Origin of the sequence: Aeromonas sp. 600479 (assembly GCF_049175515.1) — a bacterium.
Lineage (GTDB): Bacteria > Pseudomonadota > Gammaproteobacteria > Enterobacterales > Aeromonadaceae > Aeromonas > Aeromonas veronii_A.
The window spans coordinates 146737-170570 of sequence record NZ_JAAKVF010000001.1; the positions used below are offsets into that span (position 1 = coordinate 146737).

General features: G+C 58.4%; 17 protein-coding genes. 14 read left to right on the forward strand and 3 right to left on the reverse strand.

What is annotated here, in order from left to right; all coding sequences use genetic code 11:
• Positions 1-145: 145 nt before the first annotated feature.
• Positions 146-1396 carry a serine/threonine transporter SstT gene (sstT, locus tag G5149_RS00675; RefSeq protein ID WP_005345324.1) on the reverse strand — a complete coding sequence of 417 codons (1251 nt, stop codon included), beginning with the start codon at positions 1394-1396 and terminating at the stop codon, positions 146-148.
• A 355-nt stretch (positions 1397-1751) separates the two neighbouring features.
• Here sstT and G5149_RS00680 point away from each other — a divergent pair, with 355 nt between their 5' ends.
• From G5149_RS00680 to G5149_RS00695, 4 genes are all read left to right on the forward strand, one after another.
• Complete coding sequence (locus G5149_RS00680) at positions 1752-3668, forward strand: RecQ family ATP-dependent DNA helicase (RefSeq protein ID WP_421211124.1); 1917 nt, start codon at positions 1752-1754, stop codon at positions 3666-3668.
• Positions 3669-4259: 591 nt separating this feature from the next.
• Positions 4260-6182 carry a PrkA family serine protein kinase gene (locus G5149_RS00685; protein WP_005345315.1) on the forward strand — a complete coding sequence of 641 codons (1923 nt, stop codon included), beginning with the start codon at positions 4260-4262 and terminating at the stop codon, positions 6180-6182.
• A 23-nt stretch (positions 6183-6205) separates the two neighbouring features.
• A complete protein-coding gene (locus tag G5149_RS00690; RefSeq protein ID WP_064337906.1) occupies positions 6206-7477 on the forward strand; it encodes a YeaH/YhbH family protein in 1272 nt (423 codons plus the stop codon).
• A 9-nt stretch (positions 7478-7486) separates the two neighbouring features.
• Complete coding sequence (locus G5149_RS00695; protein WP_421211126.1) at positions 7487-9007, forward strand: SpoVR family protein; 1521 nt, start codon at positions 7487-7489, stop codon at positions 9005-9007.
• Positions 9008-9175: 168 nt separating this feature from the next.
• Here the strand turns inward: G5149_RS00695 and fadJ are convergent, their stop codons facing one another.
• Both fadJ and fadI read right to left on the reverse strand, forming a co-directional pair.
• Positions 9176-11323 carry a fatty acid oxidation complex subunit alpha FadJ gene (gene fadJ / locus G5149_RS00700; protein WP_337072200.1) on the reverse strand — a complete coding sequence of 716 codons (2148 nt, stop codon included), beginning with the start codon at positions 11321-11323 and terminating at the stop codon, positions 9176-9178.
• The gene (fadI, locus tag G5149_RS00705) at positions 11323-12633 is read right to left on the reverse strand and encodes an acetyl-CoA C-acyltransferase FadI (protein ID WP_337072199.1); all 1311 of its coding nucleotides are present in this window, start codon (positions 12631-12633) and stop codon (positions 11323-11325) included. Before fadI ends, fadJ begins: the two co-directional genes overlap by 1 nt.
• 182 nt (positions 12634-12815) lie before the next feature.
• Here fadI and G5149_RS00710 point away from each other — a divergent pair, with 182 nt between their 5' ends.
• The 10 genes from G5149_RS00710 to G5149_RS00755 all read left to right on the forward strand — a co-directional run bounded on the left by G5149_RS00710 (position 12816) and on the right by G5149_RS00755 (position 23722).
• Positions 12816-13766 (forward strand): MoxR family ATPase, encoded by a 951-nt coding sequence (locus tag G5149_RS00710; RefSeq protein ID WP_337072198.1) that lies wholly within the window; start codon positions 12816-12818, stop codon positions 13764-13766.
• Entirely contained in the window at positions 13757-14659 is a 903-nt protein-coding gene (locus G5149_RS00715; RefSeq protein WP_421211129.1) for a DUF58 domain-containing protein, read from the forward strand. The genes G5149_RS00710 and G5149_RS00715 overlap by 10 nt, the downstream gene beginning before the upstream one ends.
• Positions 14644-15183, forward strand: coding sequence for a DUF4381 domain-containing protein (locus tag G5149_RS00720; RefSeq protein WP_236768099.1), 540 nt, complete (start codon positions 14644-14646; stop codon positions 15181-15183). Before G5149_RS00715 ends, G5149_RS00720 begins: the two co-directional genes overlap by 16 nt.
• A complete protein-coding gene (locus tag G5149_RS00725) occupies positions 15180-16172 on the forward strand; it encodes a VWA domain-containing protein (RefSeq protein WP_236768100.1) in 993 nt (330 codons plus the stop codon). The genes G5149_RS00720 and G5149_RS00725 overlap by 4 nt, the downstream gene beginning before the upstream one ends.
• The gene (locus G5149_RS00730; RefSeq protein WP_337072197.1) at positions 16163-17611 is read left to right on the forward strand and encodes a VWA domain-containing protein; all 1449 of its coding nucleotides are present in this window, start codon (positions 16163-16165) and stop codon (positions 17609-17611) included. Before G5149_RS00725 ends, G5149_RS00730 begins: the two co-directional genes overlap by 10 nt.
• Before the next feature lie 20 nt (positions 17612-17631).
• On the forward strand, positions 17632-19119 hold the full coding sequence (locus G5149_RS00735) for a hypothetical protein (protein WP_337072336.1): 1488 nt from the start codon (positions 17632-17634) through the stop codon (positions 19117-19119).
• 37 nt (positions 19120-19156) lie between these two features.
• Positions 19157-19756, forward strand: a complete 600-nt coding sequence (locus G5149_RS00740) for a sigma-70 family RNA polymerase sigma factor (RefSeq protein WP_216978736.1) — start codon at positions 19157-19159, stop codon at positions 19754-19756.
• The gene (locus G5149_RS00745) at positions 19749-20528 is read left to right on the forward strand and encodes a DUF3379 domain-containing protein (RefSeq protein ID WP_421211132.1); all 780 of its coding nucleotides are present in this window, start codon (positions 19749-19751) and stop codon (positions 20526-20528) included. The genes G5149_RS00740 and G5149_RS00745 overlap by 8 nt, the downstream gene beginning before the upstream one ends.
• A gap of 402 nt (positions 20529-20930) precedes the next feature.
• Positions 20931-22214, forward strand: a complete 1284-nt coding sequence (locus tag G5149_RS00750) for an outer membrane protein transport protein (protein ID WP_216978735.1) — start codon at positions 20931-20933, stop codon at positions 22212-22214.
• Between the two features lie 251 nt (positions 22215-22465).
• Complete coding sequence (locus G5149_RS00755) at positions 22466-23722, forward strand: OmpP1/FadL family transporter (RefSeq protein WP_337072196.1); 1257 nt, start codon at positions 22466-22468, stop codon at positions 23720-23722.
• Positions 23723-23834: the final 112 nt, after the last annotated feature.

Sequence of the window (23834 nt, forward strand, 5' to 3'; positions counted from 1 at the left end):
TAAGGCAACGCCCTGGACAAGGGCGACAGAATGTCCGGCACATCAGCCAATGAGATTGCTTAAAGAGGAAAAGAGAGCAAATCCGGCAATAAAAAGCGCCCTCCTAAGAGGGCGCAAGTGTGTTACGAAACTGACCGTTGCGAGATCAGGCTTCGCGGCTCGGTACCGGAGCCACATCCAGCAGGGTTTCATCTTCGGCCATGCAAGCTGCGGCGGTAAACAGCACGTCGGTGGAGCTGTTAAGGGCAGTCTCGGCAGAATCCTGAAGTACGCCGATGATAAAGCCGACGGCCACCACCTGCATGGCGATGTCATTGCTGATACCAAACAGGCTGCACGCCAGCGGGATCAGCAGCAAGGAGCCACCGGCGACACCGGACGCGCCACAGGCACTGACGGTGGCAACCACGGAAAGCAGCACGGCCGTTGCCATGTCCACTTCCATCCCCAGGGTATGTACCGCCGCCATGGCAAGCACTGTGATGGTGATGGCCGCACCCGCCATATTGATGGTGGCACCCAGCGGGATGGAGACCGCGTAGGTATCTTTGGGCAGACGCAGTTTTTCACACAGCGCCATGTTGACCGGGATGTTGGCGGCAGAGCTGCGAGTAAAGAAGGCGGTCACGCCGCTCTCTTTGAGGCAGGTCAGCACCAGCGGATAAGGGTTGCGCTTGATCTTCCAGAAGACGATCAACGGGTTGACCACAAAGGCGATAAACAGCATGCAGCCGATCAGCACCACCAGCAGTTGAGCATAGCCAAACAGGGCGTCAAAACCGGTCTCTGCCAGCGTGGAGGCAACCAGACCCAGGATCCCGAGCGGAGCACAGCGGATCACCGCTTTCACGATGGCGGAGACACCGTGAGACAGATCAGTGATCAGCGCCTTGGTGCTCTCGTTGGCATGGCGCATGGCGATGCCCAGACCGATGGCCCACGCCAGGATCCCGATATAGTTGGCATCCATCAGCGCCTTGACCGGGTTGGTCACCACGTTGAACAGCAGGGTCTGCAGCACCTCGGTGATCCCGCCTGGCGGGGTGATCTCGGCAGTATTGGCCACCAGATGGAGGTTGGAGGGGAACAGGAAGCTGGCAATCACCGCGACCACGGCCGCAGAGAAGGTACCAAACAGGTAGAGCGCAAGCAGCGGGCGAATATTGGTCTTCTGACCCTGCTTGTGACCAATGATGGCCGCCATCACCAGTACGAATACCAGCAGCGGGGCTACCGCTTTCAGTGCACCAACGAACAGACTGCCGAGCAGACCTGCCGTTTTCGCCCACTCGGGGGCAAACAGTGCCAGCAAGATACCGAATACCAGACCAACCAGGATCTGGCTGACCAGACTGGTGCTATTGACCAGCCGAAGGAGGGGGTGTTGTTGTGTCATCAAAAAAGTCCCTAAGCACCGTAGTGCATGAATCATGAGTCCTGTCTGCAACCACTCATCGGGAGACCCCTGTCGCCCGAATGTGGTGTCTGTGGCCAGCCTTCTGCCGGGCCGATCCGCCAGTCACCGGATTGCATGACGGAATATCCCATTCGCCATCTTTTTTTTCCAGAGACTCACCAAAAAATATCCCGTTTCCATCACAAAAAACCGCAACAAAACCTTAACCACAGCGCAACCACCCATTTTTGTACGTTTTATCGACACTCTCTGCCCTTACCCTCACGACCATTCCTGTGTCACCCGTGACCGGCATCGCTGTGCTATCATCCCCCATTTGCCGCGGAGCCTTGCCATGATCCCATCCCTGCTCAACCAATATTTTGGTTTCTCCGCACTCAGGCCAGGTCAGGAAGCGGTGATCAGCCGGGTGCTGGCAGGTCAGAGTGCCGCCGCCATCTTTCCCACCGGCTCCGGCAAGTCCCTCTGTTATCAACTGCCGGCCCTCGCCCTGCCTCACCTGACCCTGGTTATCTCGCCGCTACTGGCGCTGATGCACGATCAGCTCGCCTTCCTTAAAAGCAAGGGAATAAGCGCCGCTACCCTCGACTCAAGCCAGAGCCCGGAGGAGAGCCGACGAGTGATGCAGCAGGCGCTGGATGGCCAGCTCAAGATCCTGATGATCTCGGTGGAGCGACTCAAGAACGAGCGCTTTCGCCGCTTTATCCAGCAAGTGCCGCTCTCGCTGCTGGTCGTCGATGAGGCGCACTGTATCTCGGAGTGGGGCCACAACTTTCGCCCCGACTACCTCAAGCTGCCGAGCTATCGCCATGATCTGAAGATCCCGCAGGTATTGCTGCTCACCGCCACCGCCACACCGGCGGTGATTCAGGATATGCAGACCAAATTCGGCATCGCGCCGGAGGGGGTCGTGGTCACCGGTTTCTACCGCCCCAATCTTGATCTGGCGGTCATTCCCCTGTCGCCCGACGCGCGGGATAGCTGGCTCGCGCAGGAGTTGGCCAACGATCCGGCGGCCCCCACCATCGTCTACGTCACTTTGCAACACACCGCAGAAGCCTGTGCCGAGCAACTCATTAGAGAAGGGATCAACGCCCGCGCCTATCATGCCGGACTCGACTCGGTGCTGCGCAGTCAGATCCAGCACGACTTCATGGCGGGCAAGGTGGATTGCATCGTCGCCACCATCGCCTTTGGGATGGGGATCGACAAAGCGGATATCCGGCGGGTCATTCACTACGATCTGCCCAAATCCATCGAAAACTACAGCCAGGAGATTGGCCGCGCCGGAAGGGATGGCCAACCATCGCGCTGTATCGTGCTGGCCAACCAGAGCCAGCTGCCGGTGCTGGAGAACTTCGTCTACGGCGATACGCCGGATTTGAGTGCCATCCTCCAGCTCCTTGCCATCATCAAGCAGAGCGGGAGCGAGTGGGAATTCACCCTGCTGCGTCTCTCCAACGACACCAATATCCGCCAGTTGCCCCTTAAAACCCTGCTGGTCTATCTGGAGATGGCAGGCATCATCACACCGGCCTACAGCTACTACGCCGACTACCGCTTCAAGTTTGTGCTGGATAAAGGCGAGATAGTGAGCCGCTTCAATCCGGATCGTCGCCAGTTTCTGGAGCAACTGTTCGCCTGCGCCCCGCAAGCCCGCAGCTGGTGCACCATGGACTTTGACACCCTCTGGCAGGGCTATCAGGGGGAGCGACAGCGGGCGGTTGCGGCGCTCGACTACCTGCAGCAGCAAGGCTGGATCGAGCTTGAAAGCAAACAGATGACCGAGGTCTACCGGATCACCCGTCAGGGGTGGGACAACGAGCAGGAGGCTAACGCGCTCCATGCGCTCTTCTTGCAAAAAGAGCAGAGTGAGTTGGCCAGACTGCAAGCCATGCTCGACTTTTTCACCTCGGATGAGTGCCTGAGCCACCGCCTCGCCCGCTATTTTGCCGATGAGGTGGCGCCGGTTCATTGTGGCCACTGTTCGGTTTGTCGCGGCGAGGTGGCGCATCTCCCGCCCCTGCCCTCACTGACCATGCCAAACGAGGCGGGGATCCGCGCCTGGTGCGATCCGCTGATTGCCAAGACCGGTTCCGTGGATGCGCGTGTTCTGGCCCGTTTCCTGTGCGGTATCGCCACACCGCTGACCAGCCGGGTCAAGGCCAAATCGCTGGCGGGCGCAGGCCAGTTGGCCGCCCACCCGTTTGCCCGCGTCCTGGCGGCCGTGCAACAAGCCTACCCTTGCTAGGTGAGTGCTGGCTGCGTCAATAGCCACCAGCAGTAACAAGCGTTTACAGACGCAGAAAAAGAAGACCCTCGCGGTTGCGAGGGTCAAGCCAACGGAAACGTGCTTAAACAGAGCTTGGTGAGGCAACAGTCAACTCTCTTGCTAAAGCATCTTGCTGCTCACACATCGCCAATCTAGGGCACTCAAAATGTAGCGTCAATGTAAAAATTAGAGCCAAAACTCCAAACAAAGTGATTTACGTTGACGTTCACGTAATGACATTCTCATCCATAACCCCGCCAACCCGCAGCCCCATTGCCTTTCGTCAAACCCCTTAATCTTTTCGCAATAAGTTCCCTGTTTCCCATAAACATTTATTTTTTATGTCTTTGACATTTACCTCGCTATCGTGGCAAAAATAATTTAACAGTCAGTAACATAGCGGTGTTGTTGACTGACCCTCCCCGCACAAGGATCGGGCAGGTTTCTTCAGAATTTAACCTATCAACCGTGATGGATTACTGGAGTCTGTTGACTAGGCTTTAAAAGCGCACAACACAAAAGCAGTCATCCACTTTTTTCAGGGTAAGCGACTATAACGAGGGCAAAGTTATGGGCATATTCGAGCATTACCAACAGCGATATGAAAAAGCGAGAGAAGAGGAATATACCATTCAGGAGTTCCTGGATATGTGTAAGCAGGACAAAGCCTGCTACGCCTCTGCCGCCGAACGTCTGCTGACCGCCATCGGTGAGCCGGAGATGGTAGACACCTCAGCCAACCCCAGACTGAGCCGACTCTTCTCCAACCGCGTCGTGGCACGCTATCCCGCCTTCAAGGATTTCTACGGGATGGAAGAGGCCATCGAACAGATCGTCTCCTACCTCAAACACTCCGCCCAGGGGCTGGAGGAGAAGAAACAGATCCTCTATCTGCTGGGCCCCGTTGGCGGCGGTAAATCCTCGCTGGCAGAGAAACTCAAATCCCTGATGCAGAAGGTGCCCATCTATCGCATCAAGGGCTCACCGGTCAACGATCACCCCTTCTGCCTGTTCGATATCGAAGAGGATGGTGAGATCCTGGAAAAAGAGTACGGCATCCCACGCCGCTACCTGCGTCCCATCATGTCCCCTTGGGTGGCCAAACGCCTGCACGAGTTTGGCGGCGACATCACCAAGTTCAAGGTGGAGAAGGTCAACCCCTCCATCCTCGACCAGATCGCCATCGCCAAAACGGAACCCGGTGATGACAACAACCAGGACATCTCCTCACTGGTCGGCAAGGTCGACATCCGCATGCTGGAGCACTTCGCCCAGGATGATGCCGATGCTTACTCCTACTCCGGTGCGCTGTGCAAGGCGAACCAGGGGATCATGGAGTTTGTCGAGATGTTCAAGGCGCCTATCAAGGTGCTGCACCCGCTGCTGACTGCAACACAGGAGGGGAACTACAACGGCACCGAGGGGCTCTCCGCCCTCCCCTTTGACGGCATTCTGCTGGCCCACTCCAACGAATCCGAATGGCAGCAGTTCCGCAACAACAAGAACAACGAGGCCTTCCTCGACCGGGTCTACATCGTCAAGGTGCCTTACTGCCTGCGCGTCTCGGAAGAGGTGAAGATCTACGAGAAGCTGCTGATCAACAGCGAGCTGACCGAGGCCAAGTGTGCCCCGGGTACCCTCGAGCTGCTGGGCCAGTTCTCTGTGTTGTCACGGCTGAAAGAGCCGGAAAACTCCAGCATCTACTCCAAGATGCGGGTCTATGATGGCGAAAGCCTGAAAGACACCGACCCCAAGGCGAAGAGCTATCAGGAGTATCGCGACTACGCCGGTGTAGACGAAGGTATGAATGGTCTCTCTACCCGCTTTGCGTTCAAGATCCTCTCCCGCGTCTTCAACTTCGACCACGCGGAAGTGGCCGCCAACCCGGTGCACCTCTTCTATGTGCTGGAGCAGCAGATCGAGCGCGAGCAGTTCCCGCAAGAGCTGCACGATCGCTACCTTGAGTTCATCAAGGGTTATCTGACCCCGCGCTATGTGGAGTTCATCGGCAAGGAGATCCAGACCGCCTATCTCGAGTCCTACTCCGAGTACGGGCAGAACATCTTCGATCGCTACGTCACCTACGCCGACTTCTGGATCCAGGATCAGGAGTACCGTGATCCCGAAACCGGCCAGCTGTTTGACAGAGCATCCCTCAACAGCGAGCTGGAGAAAATTGAAAAACCTGCCGGGATCAGCAACCCGAAAGATTTCCGTAACGAAATCGTCAACTTCGTGCTGCGTGCCCGGGCAAACAATGCAGGCCGTAACCCCAACTGGACCAGTTACGAGAAGCTGCGCACCGTGATCGAGAAGAAGATGTTCTCCAACACGGAAGAGCTGCTGCCGGTTATCTCCTTCAACAGCAAAACCTCGGCTGAGGAGCAGAAGAAGCACGATAACTTTGTCGAACGGATGATGGAGAAAGGCTACACCCGTAAACAGGTGCGACTGCTCTCCGAATGGTATCTCAGGGTACGCAAGTCATCCTGACCCTGACTGTTCAAGGGGGAGTTATGGCGCATTTTATCGACCGCAGGCTCAACGGCAAAAACAAAAGCGCTGTCAATCGGCAGCGCTTCATCCGCCGCTACAAGAAGCAGATAAAACAAGCGGTCTCGGATGCTGTCTCCAAGCGCAGCATTCAGGACGTAGACAAGGGTGAGAGCATCAGCATCCCGACCAAGGATATCGGCGAGCCCCATTTTCATCAGGGACACGGCGGTAAACGGGAGATGGTGCATCCCGGTAATGATCAATTCGTCTCCGGCGACAAGATTGACCGCCCCAAAGGAGGGGGCGGCGGACAGGGTTCCGGCGAGGGGCAGGCATCCAATCAGGGTGAAGGGGCCGATGACTTCGTGTTCCAGATCTCCAAGGATGAGTATCTCGATCTGCTGTTTGAAGATCTGGAGCTGCCCAGGCTGCAGAAAACCCAGCTCAACCAGCTAATGGAGGTGAAAACCTATCGGGCGGGCTACACCTCCAACGGGGTGCCCGCCAATATCAACGTGGTGCGTTCCCTGCAAAATTCACTGGCGCGGCGCATGGCGCTGCAAGCGGGCAAGAAGCGCCAACTGCATGAACTGGAAGATAGGCTGGCTCTGCTGGCCGCCGATCCCAACGAGCACTTTGCCGAAATCGCCCTGCTCGAGAAGGAGATTAGGGAGCTGAAACGACGGATCGATGCGGTGCCGTTTATTGACACCTTCGATCTCAAGTTCAACAACTTCGTCAAACGGCCCGTCCCTTCCAGTCAGGCAGTGATGTTCTGTCTGATGGACGTCTCGGGCTCCATGGATCAGGCCACCAAGGAGATGGCAAAACGTTTCTATATCCTGCTCTATCTGTTCCTGAGCCGGACCTACAAGAACGTCGAGGTGGTCTATATCCGCCACCACACCCAGGCCAAGGAGGTGGACGAACACGAGTTCTTCTACTCCCAGGAGACCGGCGGCACCATCGTCTCCAGCGCCCTCAAGATGATGAATGACATCATCAACGAGCGTTACCCCGCCAACCAGTGGAATATCTATGCGGCGCAGGCGTCGGATGGTGACAACTGGGCAGATGATTCACCGCAATGCAGGGAGATCCTGGTGCGGGACATCATGCCAAGGGTGCGGTACTACTCCTACATCGAGATCACTACCCGTGCCCACCAGACCCTGTGGCACGAATATGAGTCGGTAGCCAGCCAGTTCCCCCACTTTGCGATGGAGCACATTCGCAAGGTCGAGGATATCTATCCGGTGTTCCGCGAGCTGTTCAAGAAACAAGCGGCGTGAGGAGGTCACATGATCCAAACTGAAAAACGTGTAGCGCCACTGGATGACGGACCAGACTGGAACTTCGATCTGCTGGAGACCTATCACCAGGAGATCGCCCGGGTCGCCCGTTTCTACAAGCTGGACACCTACCCCAACCAGATCGAGGTGATCACCGCCGAGCAGATGATGGATGCCTACTCCAGCGTCGGCATGCCCATCGGCTATCAGCACTGGTCGTTCGGCAAGCGTTTTATCCATACCGAGCGCAATTACAAGCGCGGACAGATGGGACTGGCCTACGAGATCGTCATCAATTCCGATCCCTGCATTGCCTATCTGATGGAGGAGAACACCATGCCGATGCAGGCGCTGGTGATGGCCCACGCCTGCTACGGTCATAACTCCTTCTTCAAGAACAACTACCTGTTCAAGGCGTGGACCGATGCCTCTTCCATCATCGACTACCTGCTGTTTGCCAAAAAATACATCACCGAGTGTGAAGAGAAGCACGGCATCGAGGCGGTGGAGCAGTTGCTCGACTCCTGCCATGCCCTGATGAACTTCGGGGTCGATCGCTACAAGCGTCCCCAGAAGATCTCGATGGCGGAGGAGAAGCGGCGTCAGAAGGCGCGGGAAGATTATCTGCAGACTCAGGTCAACGAGCTATGGCGCACCCTGCCAAAGCAGCATAAAGCGGCAGGGGTGGAGGACAGACGATATCCTGCCGAGCCTCAGGAGAACATTCTCTACTTCATCGAGAAGAATGCCCCCTTGCTGGAGCCCTGGCAGCGAGAAGTGGTACGCATCGTGCGCAAGATCAGCCAGTATTTCTATCCACAAAAGCAGACTCAGGTGATGAACGAGGGGTGGGCCACCTTCTGGCACTACACCATCCTCAACCACCTCTATGACGAGGGCAAGCTGAGCGATCGCTTCATGATGGAGGTGCTGCACAGCCACACCAACGTGGTCTATCAACCGGCTTACAACAGTCGCTACTACTCGGGGCTCAACCCTTATGCGCTGGGGTTTGCCATGTTTACCGACCTGCGCCGCATCTGCGAGAACCCAACCGAGGAGGATAGATACTGGTTCCCGGATTATGCCGGCAGCAACTGGGTGGAGACCCTTCATTTTGCCATGCAAAACTTCAAGGACGAGAGCTTCATCAGCCAGTTCTTAAGCCCCAAAGTGATGCGCGACATGAAGCTGTTCGCCATTGATGACGACGATCTGAAGAACTACATCAAGGTCTCCGCCATCCACAATGACGAGGGCTACCGTCAGGTGCGCAACACCCTGTCAGCTCAATACAATCTCAGCAATCTGGAGCCCAATATTCAGGTCTACAACGTCGCCGTGAAGGGGGATCGATCCCTCACCCTGCGCTATGTGCCCCACAACCGCATCCCCCTTGGCGACTCACGCCATGAGGTGCTCAAACACCTCCATCAGCTGTGGGGGTTTGATGTAGTGCTGGAGCAGGATAACGGCGAGCTGCCGCCCGATATCATAGGTCGTTGCCCGGAGCGCAAACCGGGGATCTGACCCGTGACCCGATATCTCGACGGCCCACTTCGGTGGGCCGTTTTTTAATCGGTTGCTTCTGCCAGCATGAGCGCTGCCCAAGCCGTACAACCCGAACAAACCACAACATAGAAGGAGGCCCGCATGGTGTGCGGGCCTCTTTGCCTTGCGGTCACTCTGCAGCGATTATCAGTAGAAGGTCTGCTGCTCCGCGGCCATCGCCTTGAGGCGGGCACAGGGAGCAAACCGGTCGCCGTGGCGCTTCTGGTAATACTCCAGACGACCAACCAGATGATCGATCCCGAGTGTATCCATATAGCGGAACGGACCGCCGAGGAACGGCGGGAAGCCGATGCCGAAGATGGCCCCGATATCGCCATCACGGGCCGAGGCCACCACACCGCTATCCAGCGCCATGGCGGCTTCGTTGAGCATCAGCAACACACAACGCTCGGCAATCTCCTGACGGGCCAGCTTGGCGGAAGGTTTGATGCCGAGCACGCCATAGACACTCTCGTCCACCGTCTTCTTGCCCTCTTTGCCGGTCAGCTTGTTGCGCGGTGCCGCCTTGCCATAGAGATAGAAGCCCTTGCCGTTCTTGCGCCCCTTGCGATCGTCTTGCAGCAGCTTGTCGAACGCCTTGGGTGCCTGGAACTGCTCGCCGCCCAGCTCTTTCTCGAGAATGGGGGAGATCTTGGCACCCACATCGATCCCCACCTCATCGAGCAAGGTGATGGGACCAACCGGGAAACCAAAGTCCAGCAGCGCGCTGTCCAACACCTCCACCGGCTCACCTTCCAGCACCAGTCGCGCCGCTTCATTCATGTAGGGCGCGAGGATGCGGTTGACGTAGAAACCGGCTTCGTCCTTCACCACGATGGGCGTTTTGCCCTGGGCACGGGCAAAGGCCAGGGTGGTGGCGACCGTCTCGGCACTGGTGCCAGCGTGGGGGATGATCTCCGCCAGCGGCATCTTGTCCACCGGGCTGAAGTAGTGCAGCCCCACGACCCGCTCCGGATGTGCCGCCTCTGCCGCAATCTGATTGATGGGCAGTGACGAGGTATTGGAGGCAAACACTGTATGCTCACCGCACTCACGCTCTACGTCTTTCACCATCTGGTGTTTGAGCGCGAGATCTTCAAACACCGCCTCCACCACCATGTCCACCCGGTGGAAACCGGAGTAGTCGAGGGTGCCGGTCAGCAGGCTCATCTGCTTTTCCAATTCGCTGCGCAGAATGTGACGGCGCTTGAGCTTCTTGGCCAGAATGTCATAGCTGTAGCGCATGGCATTGCCGATCCCGGAGCTTGCCACATCCTTGATCCGCACCGGCACGCCCGCCTTGGTAGCGGTGACGAACGCGATGCCGCCCCCCATCAGACCACCGCCCAGCACAGCAGCATGGGCCACTTTGCGCGGCTCGGCCCCCTGATAGTTGACCTCTTTCTTCATCTCGGTGGTGGCAAAGAAGATGGAACGCAGGGCGGCAGACTCAGCAGTCATCACCAGCTCGCCAAAGTGGCGGGATTCGGCAGCCAGACCGGCCTTCATCCCCTCCTCCACGCCGATGCGCACAACATCCAGGATCCGCTCCGGCGCCGGGTAGTTGCCGCGGGTCTTGGCTTTCACCCCCTTGCTGGCCTGATCGAACAGCACCTTGCGGCCCAGCTTGTTGGTCTCCAGCACCTTGCCCTGCAGATCCCGCTTCAACTGATGGCGCGGTTTACCCTTCTTGGCCAGCTTGATGGCAGCATCCAGCAAGATTGACGGCGGCACCACATCGTCCACCAGCCCCAATTTCTTGGCTTGTTTGGCACGAACCTGCTTGCCGGTCAGCATCAGATCCAGCGCCTTGGCCACCCCGATAAGGCGCGGCAGACGCTGGGTACCGCCAGAACCCGGCAATAAACCGAGCTGCACTTCCGGCAATCCCAGCACAGATTTGCCATGATCGGTCACCACCCGGCCATGACAGGCCAGCGCCAGCTCCAACCCGCCACCGAGGCAGGGACCATGAATGGCGGCGATCACCGGAATGGTCAGCCCCTCGATCTCGGCGAAGATTTCCTGCCCTTCCCGCGACAGGGTCTCGGCATCCTTGGCACTGGTGCAGGCGGCCAGCATGGTGATGTCAGCGCCGGCGATGAAGGAGTCTTTCTTGCCGGAGGTGATCACCAGACCGATCAAATCCTTGTTACGTTTCACTTCGGCCAGCACGGTGCGGATCTCCTCCACAAAGGCAGCCTTGAGGGTATTCATGCTCTCGCCCGGCACATCCATGGTGAGGATACCGATGCCATCTTTGCGAACATCCAGGGAAAAAGTCTTAGCGCTCATTATTCAACCTCCAACACCATAGCCACGCCCAATCCACCCGCCGCACAGGCGGTGTTGAGCCCCAGTCCCCCACCGCGACGACGCAGCTCGTGCAGGGTCTGGGTGATCATCCGCGCACCGGTCGCGGCAAAGGGGTGGCCATAGGCCAGCGAACCGCCGAGGACGTTGAACTTCTCCATGTCCACCTCGCCGATGGCCTGATCGCGACCCAGCTTGTCACGGGCAAACTCGTGGCTGGCAAACATCTTGAGGTTGGCCAGAGTCTGGGCGGCAAAGGCTTCGTGCATGTCGATCAGGGTCAGTTCGCTGAGCGTGATGCCGGCTCTGTCCAGCGCCAGCGGCGTGGCATAGGAGGGGCCCATCAGCATGTCTTGCCAGACATCGATGGCCGAGAAGGCGAAGCTGCGGATAAAGCCAAGCGGTTCGAGGCCAAGCTCTTTCGCCCGACCTTCGCGCATCAGCAACACGGCGGCGGCGCCATCGGTCAGCGGCGTGGCGTTGGCCGCAGTCACTGTGCCATGAACCCGGTCAAAAACCGGCTTGAGCTTGGCGTAGCTCGCGAGATCCGAGCTTTCACGGATATTGTTGTCCCGCTCGAGCGGCGACTTGTAGGGCGGCACATGGGCGGTAAACACCTCACCGCTGAGCTTGCCATCAGCCCAAGCCTGCGCGGCCAGGGTATGGGAGCGGTGCGCCAGCGCATCTTGCGCTTCACGGCTGATTTGGTGGCTCTTGGCCATCTGCTCGGCGGTCTGCCCCATGGAGAGGCCAGTAGAGTATTCCGCCACGGCAGGCGGCACCGGCAGCAGATCCTTGATCCTCAATGTCCGCAGAATATTGAAGCGCTGCTGCAGATTGCGCGCCTTGTTGAGATCCACCAGGGCGCGGGCCAGCTTCTTGCTCACTCCGATAGGCAGTACGGAGGAGGAGTCAGCACCGCCGGCGATGGCGATGTCTACGGTACCGGCCATGATGGATTCGGTGACGTTGGCCACCGCCTGAAAACTGGTGGCGCAAGCGCGGGAGACGCTATAGGCATCGGTATTGACGCTCATGCCGGTACCGAGCACGATCTCGCGGGCAATGTTGGGGGCTTCCGGCATCTGAACCACCTGACCAAACACCAGCTGGTCGATAAGCTTGGGATCGAGATCGGTACGGGCGAGCATCTCGCTCACCACCAGTTTGCCGAGATCGACTGCAGGCACGCCATGAAAGGCGGTAGCCTGCTTGGCAAAGGGGGTACGCAGCCCCGCCACGACGGCAATCCGTTCGCCCTGGCGAGTCGTCAGTTTCAATGGCTGTTTCATCCTGGCTCCTTGGTTTAAAAGGCAGAGGTCTGACCTCATTGTGCCACATCTTAACAATCCAATCACAAGTTTCATACAGCTGATTGAAACTAAATTAAGCACGGCAAGGCCCCTTTGCTCGCCCTTGGGGAGCAACTGGAGTATAAAAAGATCAACTTCCATAAAAACAACGGGTTTATCGCATGGCAGCGGCCGAGTTCAGAGCACTTAGGGACTATCTTGGCAGTCAGATCCTGGGGCAGGAGGAGCTAATAGAAGGGCTCCTGATTGCACTGTTATGTGAAGGACATGTGTTAATCGAAGGGGCTCCCGGGCTGGCCAAAACCCGCGCCGTCAAGGCGCTCGCTGGCGCCGTCGAAGGGCGCTTTGCCCGTATCCAGTTCACCCCCGACCTGCTTCCCGCGGATCTCACCGGCAGCGAGGTGTTTCACCCGCAGGATACCAGTTTTGTATTCCAGCCAGGCCCCCTCTTCAACCATCTGGTGCTGGCGGACGAGATCAACAGGGCGCCGGCCAAAGTGCAATCAGCGCTGCTGGAAGCCATGGCCGAACACCAGATCACCGTGGGCAAAAAGAGCTGGCGGCTGCCGCCCCTCTTTATGGTCGCCGCCACCCAGAACCCTATCGAGCAGGAGGGAACCTATCCCCTGCCGGAGGCCCAGCTCGACCGCTTTCTGCTCAAGCTGATGGTGGATTACCCGAGCCCCACCATGGAGCTCGCCATCTTGCAGCTCAACGCCAGCGGCGAACAGCTTGGCGCGGCACCAGTGACCCTGAGTCAGACCAGCTTGCTGCGTGCCCGCAGCGAAGTGCTGGCGGTGACCATGCAAAGCCGACTGGAGCACTATCTGGTGGAGCTGGTCTGCGCCACTCGCCCGGGCAGTGGTCTTTGCCCTGCCCTTGAGCCATTGATTGCCGTGGGGGCCAGCCCTCGGGCTACGCTGGGGCTGGCTCGCTCCGCCCGCGCCCGAGCCTGGCTTGCCGGACGAGATTATGTGCTGCCGGAAGATATCCAGCTGCAAGCCTATCCGGTGCTGCGCCATCGCCTTATTCCCAGCTATCAGGCACTGGCCGACAATCTGGATAACGACATCCTGATCGCCCAACTGCTGGATCAGGTGCCATGTCCCTAGCGCCGGACCTCCATCCCGATATCGCCCTGTCGCTGCCACGGCTGCTCAATATCCGGCTCTGGGCGAAAGCCAAGAAGCCACCTAACTTAGGCCGAATCAATAGCGAACGCGGCAAACCTGGCCGCTCTCCCGGACTCACGTTTCGCGAGCTGCGCGCCTATCAGGCGGGTGACGAGGTACGCCATATCGACTGGCGAGTGACGGCGCGCCTCGGTCGTCCCTATACCCGCCTCTATAGCGAGGAGCTGGATCAGGCGCACTGGCTGCTGCTTGATCTCTCCCCCGCCATGTATTTCGGCTCCACACGGCAGCTCAAGGCGCGTCTGGGATGCGAGCTGGCAGCAGCCCTGATCTGGCAAGGGGAGAAGCAGCACAACACCCTGATCTGCCACGGGCTTATCCCAAATCACCAGAGCCAGCGCGGCAGCGTGCTGCCCCTGCTCGAATCCCTCTACCATCACTACCAGCAAGGGCTGGCACGTCGGGTACTATCCCATTCACTGGCCGACACCTTGGCCAGCGTGAAGCTGCCCCATGGTGCCAAACTGACGCTGATCACCGACCACAGACCCTGTGAGTCAGCGCTCTGTCAGCAGTTGCAGCTGCTCTCCCGCCGCCACGATATCCACTATTGGCAGATCCGCGATCCCCTTGAGGCTGCCCTTCCCCCTGACGGCCAGCTGCCGGTGGCCATCGATCGGCCAGCCCAGCACTATCAGGGCTGGCTGGATGGGGGCCATGCCGGTTTCTCCCGCCGCTACCAGCAAGCTGCCGAACAGCAGCTGGCCCATGGCAAGCAGCTGTTGCTGCCGCTGGTGCAGCGCCTCTATCTGCTCGATAACAGCCAGACGCTGCAACAGCAGTGGCAGGAGGGGTTATGTCATCAGGGATGATCTCCCCCGCCGAACTCGGCAGCGCCAGTCCCGCCTCCGACGCCATCACTCCGCCGCTGGCCGCCCTGATGCGAGACATCCACCCGGGGCCGGATCTGATTGAACAGAGTCTTGACCCCAGAGTGCAGGCGCTATTGTGGCTATTGATCACAGCGTTAGTGCTGCTGCTGATCATCCTGATTGCCCGCAGGGTGATACGTTACCGCCGCTGGTGTCGTCAGCTGGAGGGAGATCCGGCGCTGCTGGTGGCACGCATACAGGAGGCCCTGCGTCATGAAGCACTGCAACGCTGGCCCGAGGCGCGCCAGTTACAGGGAGAGGCTTGGCTCGCCTTCGTCGATCGTCACGGCGGCAGCGATTTCAGCCAGTTCTCGTCTCACTGGAGCAGTTGGCTCTATGGCAACCAGAACCCGAGCAGTGAGCAGAGCGAACAGCTTCGGCAACATTATCGCCGCTGGGGTAAGAGCCTCTTCTTGCAACGCTCCACCCGCCCAAGGCGTAAAGCCGCGCGGAGGCATTCATGATCCTGGCCTGGCCCTGGTTTGCGCTGGCACTGGTGCTGCCCTTGCTGGTGCGCTTCGGCTTGCCACCCTTGCGCCGCGGCTATCTGGCTCACCCCGGGTTTCCGCTGCTGCGTCCTCAGGCCGGATTGCCGCTCTGGCGCGCCATGCTGCTCTGGTGCGCCCTTATCCTCGCCCTCTGCCGCCCCCAGTGGTGGGGGGAACCGGTGATCCAATATGAGGGGAGTCGGGATCTGCTGCTGGCGGTGGATCTGTCAGACAGCATGCGTACCCCGGATATGCTCGACAACGGCGAGCAGCAAGCACGGCTGACGGCAGTGCGCCAGCAGATCAAGGCGCTGATCGCCAAACGGGCCGGTGACAGGGTGGGCATTATCGTCTTTGCCGATCACGCTTACCTGCTCTCTCCCCTCACCCAGGAGATCCCGGCGCTGCTGACCTTGAGCGACGAGCTCGATTTTGATCTGGTCGGCCGAACCACCGCCCTTGGCGAGGCGATCCAGCTGGCACGCCAGCATGGGGATCCTGGTCGCCCCACCGCCCTGCTGCTGGTCACTGATGGCCGCAATACCGCAGGCAATGCCGACCCGCTGCAGGAGGCCAAACTCGCCGCGGCACAGGGAATACGGATCTACACGCTGGGGGTCGGGGCCGATCCCGATACCTTTATCCAACCCTACGATGAGGCGGGCAGCGGTCAGGCCGATCCCAGCAGCGAACTGGACGAGCCGCTTCTGAAAGAGCTGGCACAGACAGGCCAGGGGCGTTACTTTCGGGCACGCACCCAAAGCGATCTCGATGCCATCAACGCGACCCTCAATGCCCTTGAACCTGCCCCAATGCCGATTGCCCAGTACCAGCCGGTGATCGAGCTCTACCCCTGGCCATTGGCACTGCTTTGTGGCTTGCTGCTTCTGCCATCAGGGCACGGCAGACTGGAGTTTCGCATGGTGCGCAACTGGCTGGCACGAGGCGCGCGCAGATGGAGCTGATCTTGCTCCGCCCCCTGTGGCTGATCGCACTCATCCCCTGGCTCTGGCAAGGGTGGCACCATCGTCGCCAGCCCCCGCTGCTCGCACCTGCTATGCAGGCTTATCTGCTGCCAGCATCTCGTCCTCAGCGCCCCTGGCTCTGGCTGGCAACCCTGCCCGTCATTTTAGCCCTGAGTGGTCCCGCACTGCGCGGCGAGCTGCAACAGCAGCCTGCGGCGCCGCTCGATATCTGGCTGCTGGACTTGTCACGCTCGATGACCGCCACCGACCTCAAACCGGATCGGGCGACCCGGGTCAGATGGCAGTTGCAGCAGCTGCTGAGCCGCGCAAAGGGAGAGCGCATTGCGCTGATCCTCTACGCGGGCGATGCCTACCTCGCCATGCCACCAACCCGTGATCATCAAGCCCTTTCGCTGCTACTGCCCGACTTGCGCCCCGATATCATGCCGCTGCAGGGCAGCAACCCGGCACGGGCGGTGGAACTTGCCATGAAGCAGATTGCTCCCGGTGAACAAGCACGTCTGCTGCTGATCACCGACGACCTCACCCAGAATCAGATGACCCAAATCGCTGCTCTGTGGCCCTGCCAGCAACGCCTTCTCTGCCGCGACACCCAGTCGGCACGCCTCGATATTCTGCTTGCCAGCAGCGGTCAACCGGCCCCCATGCCCGCCATTCCGGCCAGTGAGTTGGGGTTTGCCGCCCGCATGCCTGCACAGTTGCCCGCCCCCGATAGTCAGGCCATTGCCGCTCTGGCCAACCGTCTCGGCGGTGAGCTACAGTGGCTTGGCAGCGACGTCCCCCGCTTTGCCCCTCTCCCCACCACGACCTTGGCCCTCACCCCGGCACCACTGGATCTTGGCCCATGTTTGCTGATCCCCTTGTTACCACTGGCCTTGCTGGCCAGAGTCGGCGCCCGGTTGATGATGGCGCTGATGGTAGGAGCTCAGCTGCTTTCGCCACAAGACCTGCAAGCGGCAGAGAGGGTAGACTTGCAAGCGATGCAGGCTTATCAAGAGGGGGATTTTCAGCGGGCTGCCCGCACCTTCAACGATCCAGTCTGGCGCGGCAACTCCTGGTATCGGGCCGGAGCCTATCGGCAAGCTATCTCAGCCTATCAGGAAGCAGCGAGTGCCACTGCCCACTACAACCGCGGCAATGCCCTGCTGCAACTGGGGGAGTTTGCCGCAGCCAAAGAGGCCTATCTGGCCGCTCTGGCGCTTGAACCCGGCCATGAAGATGCGCTCTATAACCTCTCTCTGTTACAGGGCACAGCGGCGGCTCCCAATACCAGCAACAGCAAGCAACCCGAACCATCGGCTGAACAGCAGGTGACGGCAATGCCCATGCCACCCTCCCCCCCGGTGTTGCTGCTGGAGCAACGACTGCGCAAAGAGGCGCTGCGCCGGGATCTGATCAAGGTGGAGGAGCCTTGGTGACGCGGGCAGGATGGGGACTGTTGCTCGCACTGGCGAGTCCACTTGGTTGGGCCCTGCCCCCCCGGGCAGAGCTGCTGCCAGGGGCTGACCCCAGCGATTGGCTGCTGATCATCGAAGCGGATGGCGAGCGCCAGAGCAACGAGCTGGAGATCTCCCCCCTACTGCGCCAATTTGCAGTGGGCAGAGTGACCATGAGCCGGGTCACCACCCCGGTACAACAACTGACTCGCTGGCAGATCCCGCTGCACCAGAGCGACTCACCCGCGAATACAAAGGTGATGATTGCCCCGCTCAAGCTGGGAAATGAGTTCACCCCCTCGCTCACCCTGCCATTGAGAGAGGTGAAAACAGCGGCGCTGCCGCAACCCGCAGCCCCCTCGCCCCTCGAGATGCAGGCCAGCCTTGATCATCAGGGCCCGCTCTATCCCGGCCAGCCGGTGATCTACCGCCTGACTCTTTGGCTGCCCACCAGTATGCAAAACCCGGCCCTGAGCGAGCTCAGCTCTGCCCACTTCACCATCCGTCGCCTCGGTAGCGACGAGTGGATCGCCCCCGCTCAGGCAGGTCTACCCGGCCGGCTCACCCGCAGCTGGCTTATTCAGGCAAAAGCGCCGGGACTCTGGTACCTCGACTCACCCCGCTTGCAGGGGCAGCTCACGCAGCAAGGGGGAAAAGCGCAACGACTCTCGGCCCGTGCGGCACCGCTAGAGGTGAGGGTCGACAAAGCCCCCGCCACGCCGGTGGCCACCCGGCTGACCCTGAGCCAGCGTCTTGAACCGGCCACCACGGGGGAAGTGGGTGAACCGCTGATCCGGATCCTCAGCCTGACCATGGAGAATGGTGACAGCGGTCAGATACAGCTTGCCCCCCTGATGGCCCATCAACTGCCAAGCGGCATACAGGCACATCCCGATGGCGAGCAACAGCAGGAGCGTTACCGCGATGGCAAGCTGCTGTTTGAGCGACAGTGGCGCCAGACTCTGGTCGCGGAGCAGAGCGGTGACTATCAGCTGCCCCCCATTGATCTGCCCTGGTTTAATACCCAAAGCGGCCGGATTGAGCAGGCCAGCCTGCCCGCCATCACGCTGACGTTTCAGGCAACAGCAAATCGGCAACCTGATGAGCAGACATCGCAGGTGGCACTGCGAGAGAGCCTTTGGTGGGTCGTGCTGGCCATAACACTGCGTGCGCTATGGCGCCGCAGCCCCCGCTGGCGAGCCTTCTATCAACTGCAACGTGCCCTTGCCCGACACCAGCCGGATGCCAGTCGCAAGGCACTGATCCTGTGGGCGACCTTACGCTGGCAGGTCCCCTATTATCAATTAGGCCAGTTGCCTGACGCTGGGCATAATCGGGTAGGCAACGCGCTCGCCGCACTCGAGCGAGCCTGTTTTGCACGGCCCTCTTCTGCCCCTCCCATCGAGTGGCGCGCTCTGGCGCGTACCCTCAGGGCTGATGAAACCGCCGGTATTGCGCACCTGATTTACCTGCTGGCGCACGGGAGTTAGCGCTCCCGCCGCCACGCCCCCTGACAAGGATTGCCCTATGGCACTGCTGTTTTTTAGAAAAAAACGTGCTCAGCAGCATATTGGTGGAAATGATCCGGCCACTTCGCCGGTCTCTGATCCCATGGCTGACAAACAAACCAAATTTGAAGCACTGGTTCATGCGCTGCACGGCGATCTATACCGGTATGCCTACTGGCTGACCCGGGATCCCAACGTAGCGGAAGATCTGGTGCAAGAGACCTTCCTGCGTGCCTGGAAGGCTATCGACACACTGCAGGATGACAAGGCGGCCAAGGGGTGGCTGATCACCATCCTCAGACGGGAGAACGCCCGCCGCTTTGAACGCAAACAGCTGGAACTGGTGGCTCTCGACGATCACCCTCAACCCCAGCACGATACGCTGCACAGTGAACAGGAGATGGAGAACGAGTGGTTGCACCGTCACATCGCCCGGTTGCCGGAGGAGTATCAGGAGCCACTGCTGCTGCAAGTCGTGGGAGGATTCAGTGGTGAGGAGATTGCCGAGATGCTCGGCCTCAACAAGAACACCGTCATGACCCGACTGTTTCGCGCCCGCAACCAGCTCAAGGAGGCGATGGAGCAGAAGAACCAAGCAAGAGGACACGGACATGGATGAACTCGAATTTCGCCGCAACGCCATGATCCAGCCCAACGATCAACAACCGGACTTTCTCAAAACCGCTGAAGCAAGCCAGGCCAATCGGAACTACCTCAACGAGATGAAGCAGTTCGACAGAAGCCTCAAGCGCGCCATGCAGGTAGAGGTTCCCGCCGGACTGGCCGAGCGGATCCTGCTCAGGCAAGCCATGCTGCAAGACAGTGACAGGCAAGATGATATGACGCCATCCCGCCCCCTTGGCACGGCACCAGTCAAGCTCCGGACATCAACATCCTGGCGCCAGATCGCCCTGGCTGCATCGGTCGCCTTCCTGCTGGGAATGAGCACCCGCTGGATCACGCTGCCAGAAACGGCTCCTGCGGCCCTCTCCCTCGCACAGGTGGCGATGGCTCATGTCTATGGCGAAGAACCCTTTATTGAAGGTGTCGATGAGCAGGTCAATCTGCATAACATAAATGCCAAGATGGAGAAGTATGGCGCCACCTTAAGCGGGATGGATGGGCTCAAGGTGACCTATGTCAATCACTGCTCGTTTTATCAGGGACCAGCCTTGCACATGGTGATCCAGGGAAAGATGGGGCCAGTCACTCTCTTTTTAGTGCCCAAACATGTTCCATTAACCCTGCAACAGGCCACCTTTGAAGATGGCACCCTCAAAGGGGAGATAGTCCAGCTCAAAGGCGCCAATATGGTACTGATTGGCGAAATGAAAGAGCCACTTGCCCCCGTTGCCAACGCCCTGCAGTCACGTCTGCAGTGGGACATTTAACATCGCTGGTTAACAACCTCAGATCCATCCTCAATAGCAGGCGGCGGTCACGAGCCGCTGCCTGTTCCCTCCCTGATTACTCCCCTTTGTCACTCATTTGCCTCAAGATTTCGAAAAATTGACAAAATTATTTTTGTGACGGAGATCAGCAATCCAGGTCAATATTCCGCCTTTAGACCCTGAAAATGATGAATTAAACAGCAAGTTAAAACAAATGATTAACACATCGATCACTTTTATGTATTCTGCTGTCACTGGTCTGATTTCTTACCTCCTACCAGATCCATAGAATCACGCCAGAATTGATTGGGAAGAAGCTGAAATAAAAACGGATTTTGTCGAGGTTTGCATTGAACGTGCAGCCAATATCGGCAAAAAAATCTGCCTACAAGAGAGAACACCATGACGACAACTATTTTCAAGAAGAGCCTGATTGCCGCCACCATCGCGCTGGCCACCGGTCAAGTCCATGCCGCGGCATTCCAGTTGAACGAGCACTCGGCCTCCGGTCTGGGTCGCGCCTATGCCGGCGAAGCGGCTATCGCCGACAACGCCTCCGTATTGTCCCGTAACCCTGCCGCCATGACCACCTTTGACAAGATGGCAGTTTCCGTCTCCGGTACCTACATCAAACCGGACGTAGATGTTAATGGCAGCGTTGGTACTCCCTTTGGGCCAATTCCCGCCAGCGAATCAGGCATTGCTCCGGCAGCCTTCGTTCCTGCTGCTTACTTTATCCAGCCGCTGAATGACCAGTGGGCCTGGGGTATCGGGCTCTTCTCCAACTACGGGCTGTCTACCGAGTACTCCAAAACCTTCCCTGCTGGTGCAGGTGCTGGTGATACTGAGCTGATGACTCTCAATATCAACCCGAACATCGCCTATCGCATCAATGAACACTTCAGCGTCGGTGCAGGTATTAATGCTGTTTACGGTGCAGCCGAACTGAACCGCTATGCCGGTCTGCTGGGTCCGTTGAACCCGCCGAGTCAAGGCGGTCCGCTGGCAACAGATACTCGTCTGGCTCACCTGAAAGGCGACACCTGGGGTTTTGGCTGGAACGTAGGTACTCTGTACGAAGTCAATGAAAACAATCGCTTTGCGTTGACTTATCGCTCACAAGTCGATATGAGCTTTGATGGTGACTTCCAGGGACTCACTTCAGGGAACCGCGTTGTTGATGGCAATCTGAAACTGGATCTGCCTGCTCAAGCAGAGTTTGCCGGTTATCACCGTTTGAATCAGCAATTCGCCGTACACTACTCCGTGAACTGGACTGACTGGAGCGCATTCCAGGAGCTGAAAGCAACCAGTAACCAATGCGCTGGCGGCGTATGTCTGCAAAAGGACGAAAAGTTTAAAGACTCTACTCGTTACTCTATCGGTGGTACCTGGTATATCAACCCGGCTTGGGAAGCACGTATTGGTTTTGCATATGATAACAGTCCTATCGAACCGGAATATCGTAGCCTGAGTATCCCGGACTCCGACCGTGTCTGGTATAGCGCTGGCGCCACCTACCATATCAACACCGATATGAGTGTTGATTTCGGCATGGCCTATCTGGATGGTAAAGAGGTTGATGTCAACGAGGGTCTGCGTAACCACTCAGACGCTCTGCGTTGGAAAGGTTCTTCCCACGGCAACGCCTTCCTCGCCTCAGCCCAGTTCAACATGAAGTTCTGATTACAGCTCACTCTAAAAGAGCGCCGACAGGCGCTCTTTTTTTATCCGAAAACCCATTTCAGCGCACACATGTAGCACACATGTGTTTATTTTTCCTTTTCAATCAATCTATTAGAGCACATCATCCCAGCATTTAATCTTGTTTTCTCCAGATAGATGCCATTGCCGTTGCCTTACTGGTCATACCATATAAAATCCTGTCTCCATTCATATGACCGATTGAACCTTCGGGTAACAGCAAGGATTTTGCCATGCATCCCATCATCAAACCGTCCGCCATCGCCCTGCTGGTGATCGCGGGTCAGACTCATGCCGCCGGGTTCCAGCTGGCTGAACAATCCGCCACAGGCCTTGGACGCGCCTTTGCCGGTGAGGCAGCCATCGCGGATAACGCCAGTGTGCTCTCCCGCAATGCAGCAGCCATGACCCGCTTCGATCAAATGGCGCTGTCTGGCGGTGTCATCTATGTCAGTCCTGACGTCAATATTGAAGGTAACACCCGCTTGCCGACCCAAGCTGGTATCGTCACCTCGGATGCGAGTGCGCACGATATCGCGGCCGCAGCCTGGGTACCCAACGCCTATTTGATCATCCCGCTCAATGAACAGTGGCGCCTCGGCTTATCGGCCACCTCTTACTACGGCCTTGGCATCAAGATGCCAGATAACTACAGCGCCGGGCACTTTGGTAATGTTTCCGATATCAAGACCATGGATCTGGGTACCTCACTTGCCTACCGCATCAATGAGATGTTGTCGGTAGGAGCCGGTATTTCAGCTATTCAGGGTGAGGGCGAAGTCGGCGGCACCTTCCCCTCGCGCAACCTGATAGCAAAGCATCTGCAAGGAGATGGCTGGGCATGGGGCTGGAATGTCGGCGCGTTGCTGGAACTATCCAAACAGACCCGGATTGGCCTCTCATACCGGCACGATGTCAACTTGACACTCTCGGGTGACGCCATCATTGGCCTGCCCAGCGGCAAAGAACTCAGAGACACAGGTTCTCTGGATCTTCCGCTACCGGCAACGGCAGAGCTTGCAGCGTTTCATCAGCTGACTGAAAAACTGGCTATTCATGGCAGCCTGAACTGGACCAACTGGAGCAAATTTGTCCAGCTGGAAGCAGATCTGGATACACTGCCCAACATGCATATCAAGGATGAACACTGGGAAGATAGCTGGCGCTATGCGATCGGGATGACCTATCAACTCACTCCACAGTGGCAACTGCGATCAGGAGTAGCTTACGATGCGAGCCCTGTACCAGCAGATCGCCGTACCATCTCCATTCCGGATGCAGACCGAATTTGGTACAGCCTGGGGATGGGTTATCAATTCACCCCCAACCTGACCATGGATCTGGGGCTGACCCTGATCGATGGCAAGAAGGTTGATGTTACTGAAAAAATGGCTTTGCAACCTGGCAACCCGCAGAGTATTTCCACCTTCCAAGGGACATCCGAGGGAGATGCCTGGCTGGCTGGCGCCCAATTGAGTTATCTCTTCTAAATTCCTTCCCTGCAGAAAAACGCTATGCCAATTATTGCCTTACCGAACAGGGTCAAAACTGGCATAGTGTTCCGCAACACCATAAAATCAACCCAGTACCTTTACTGGAGCA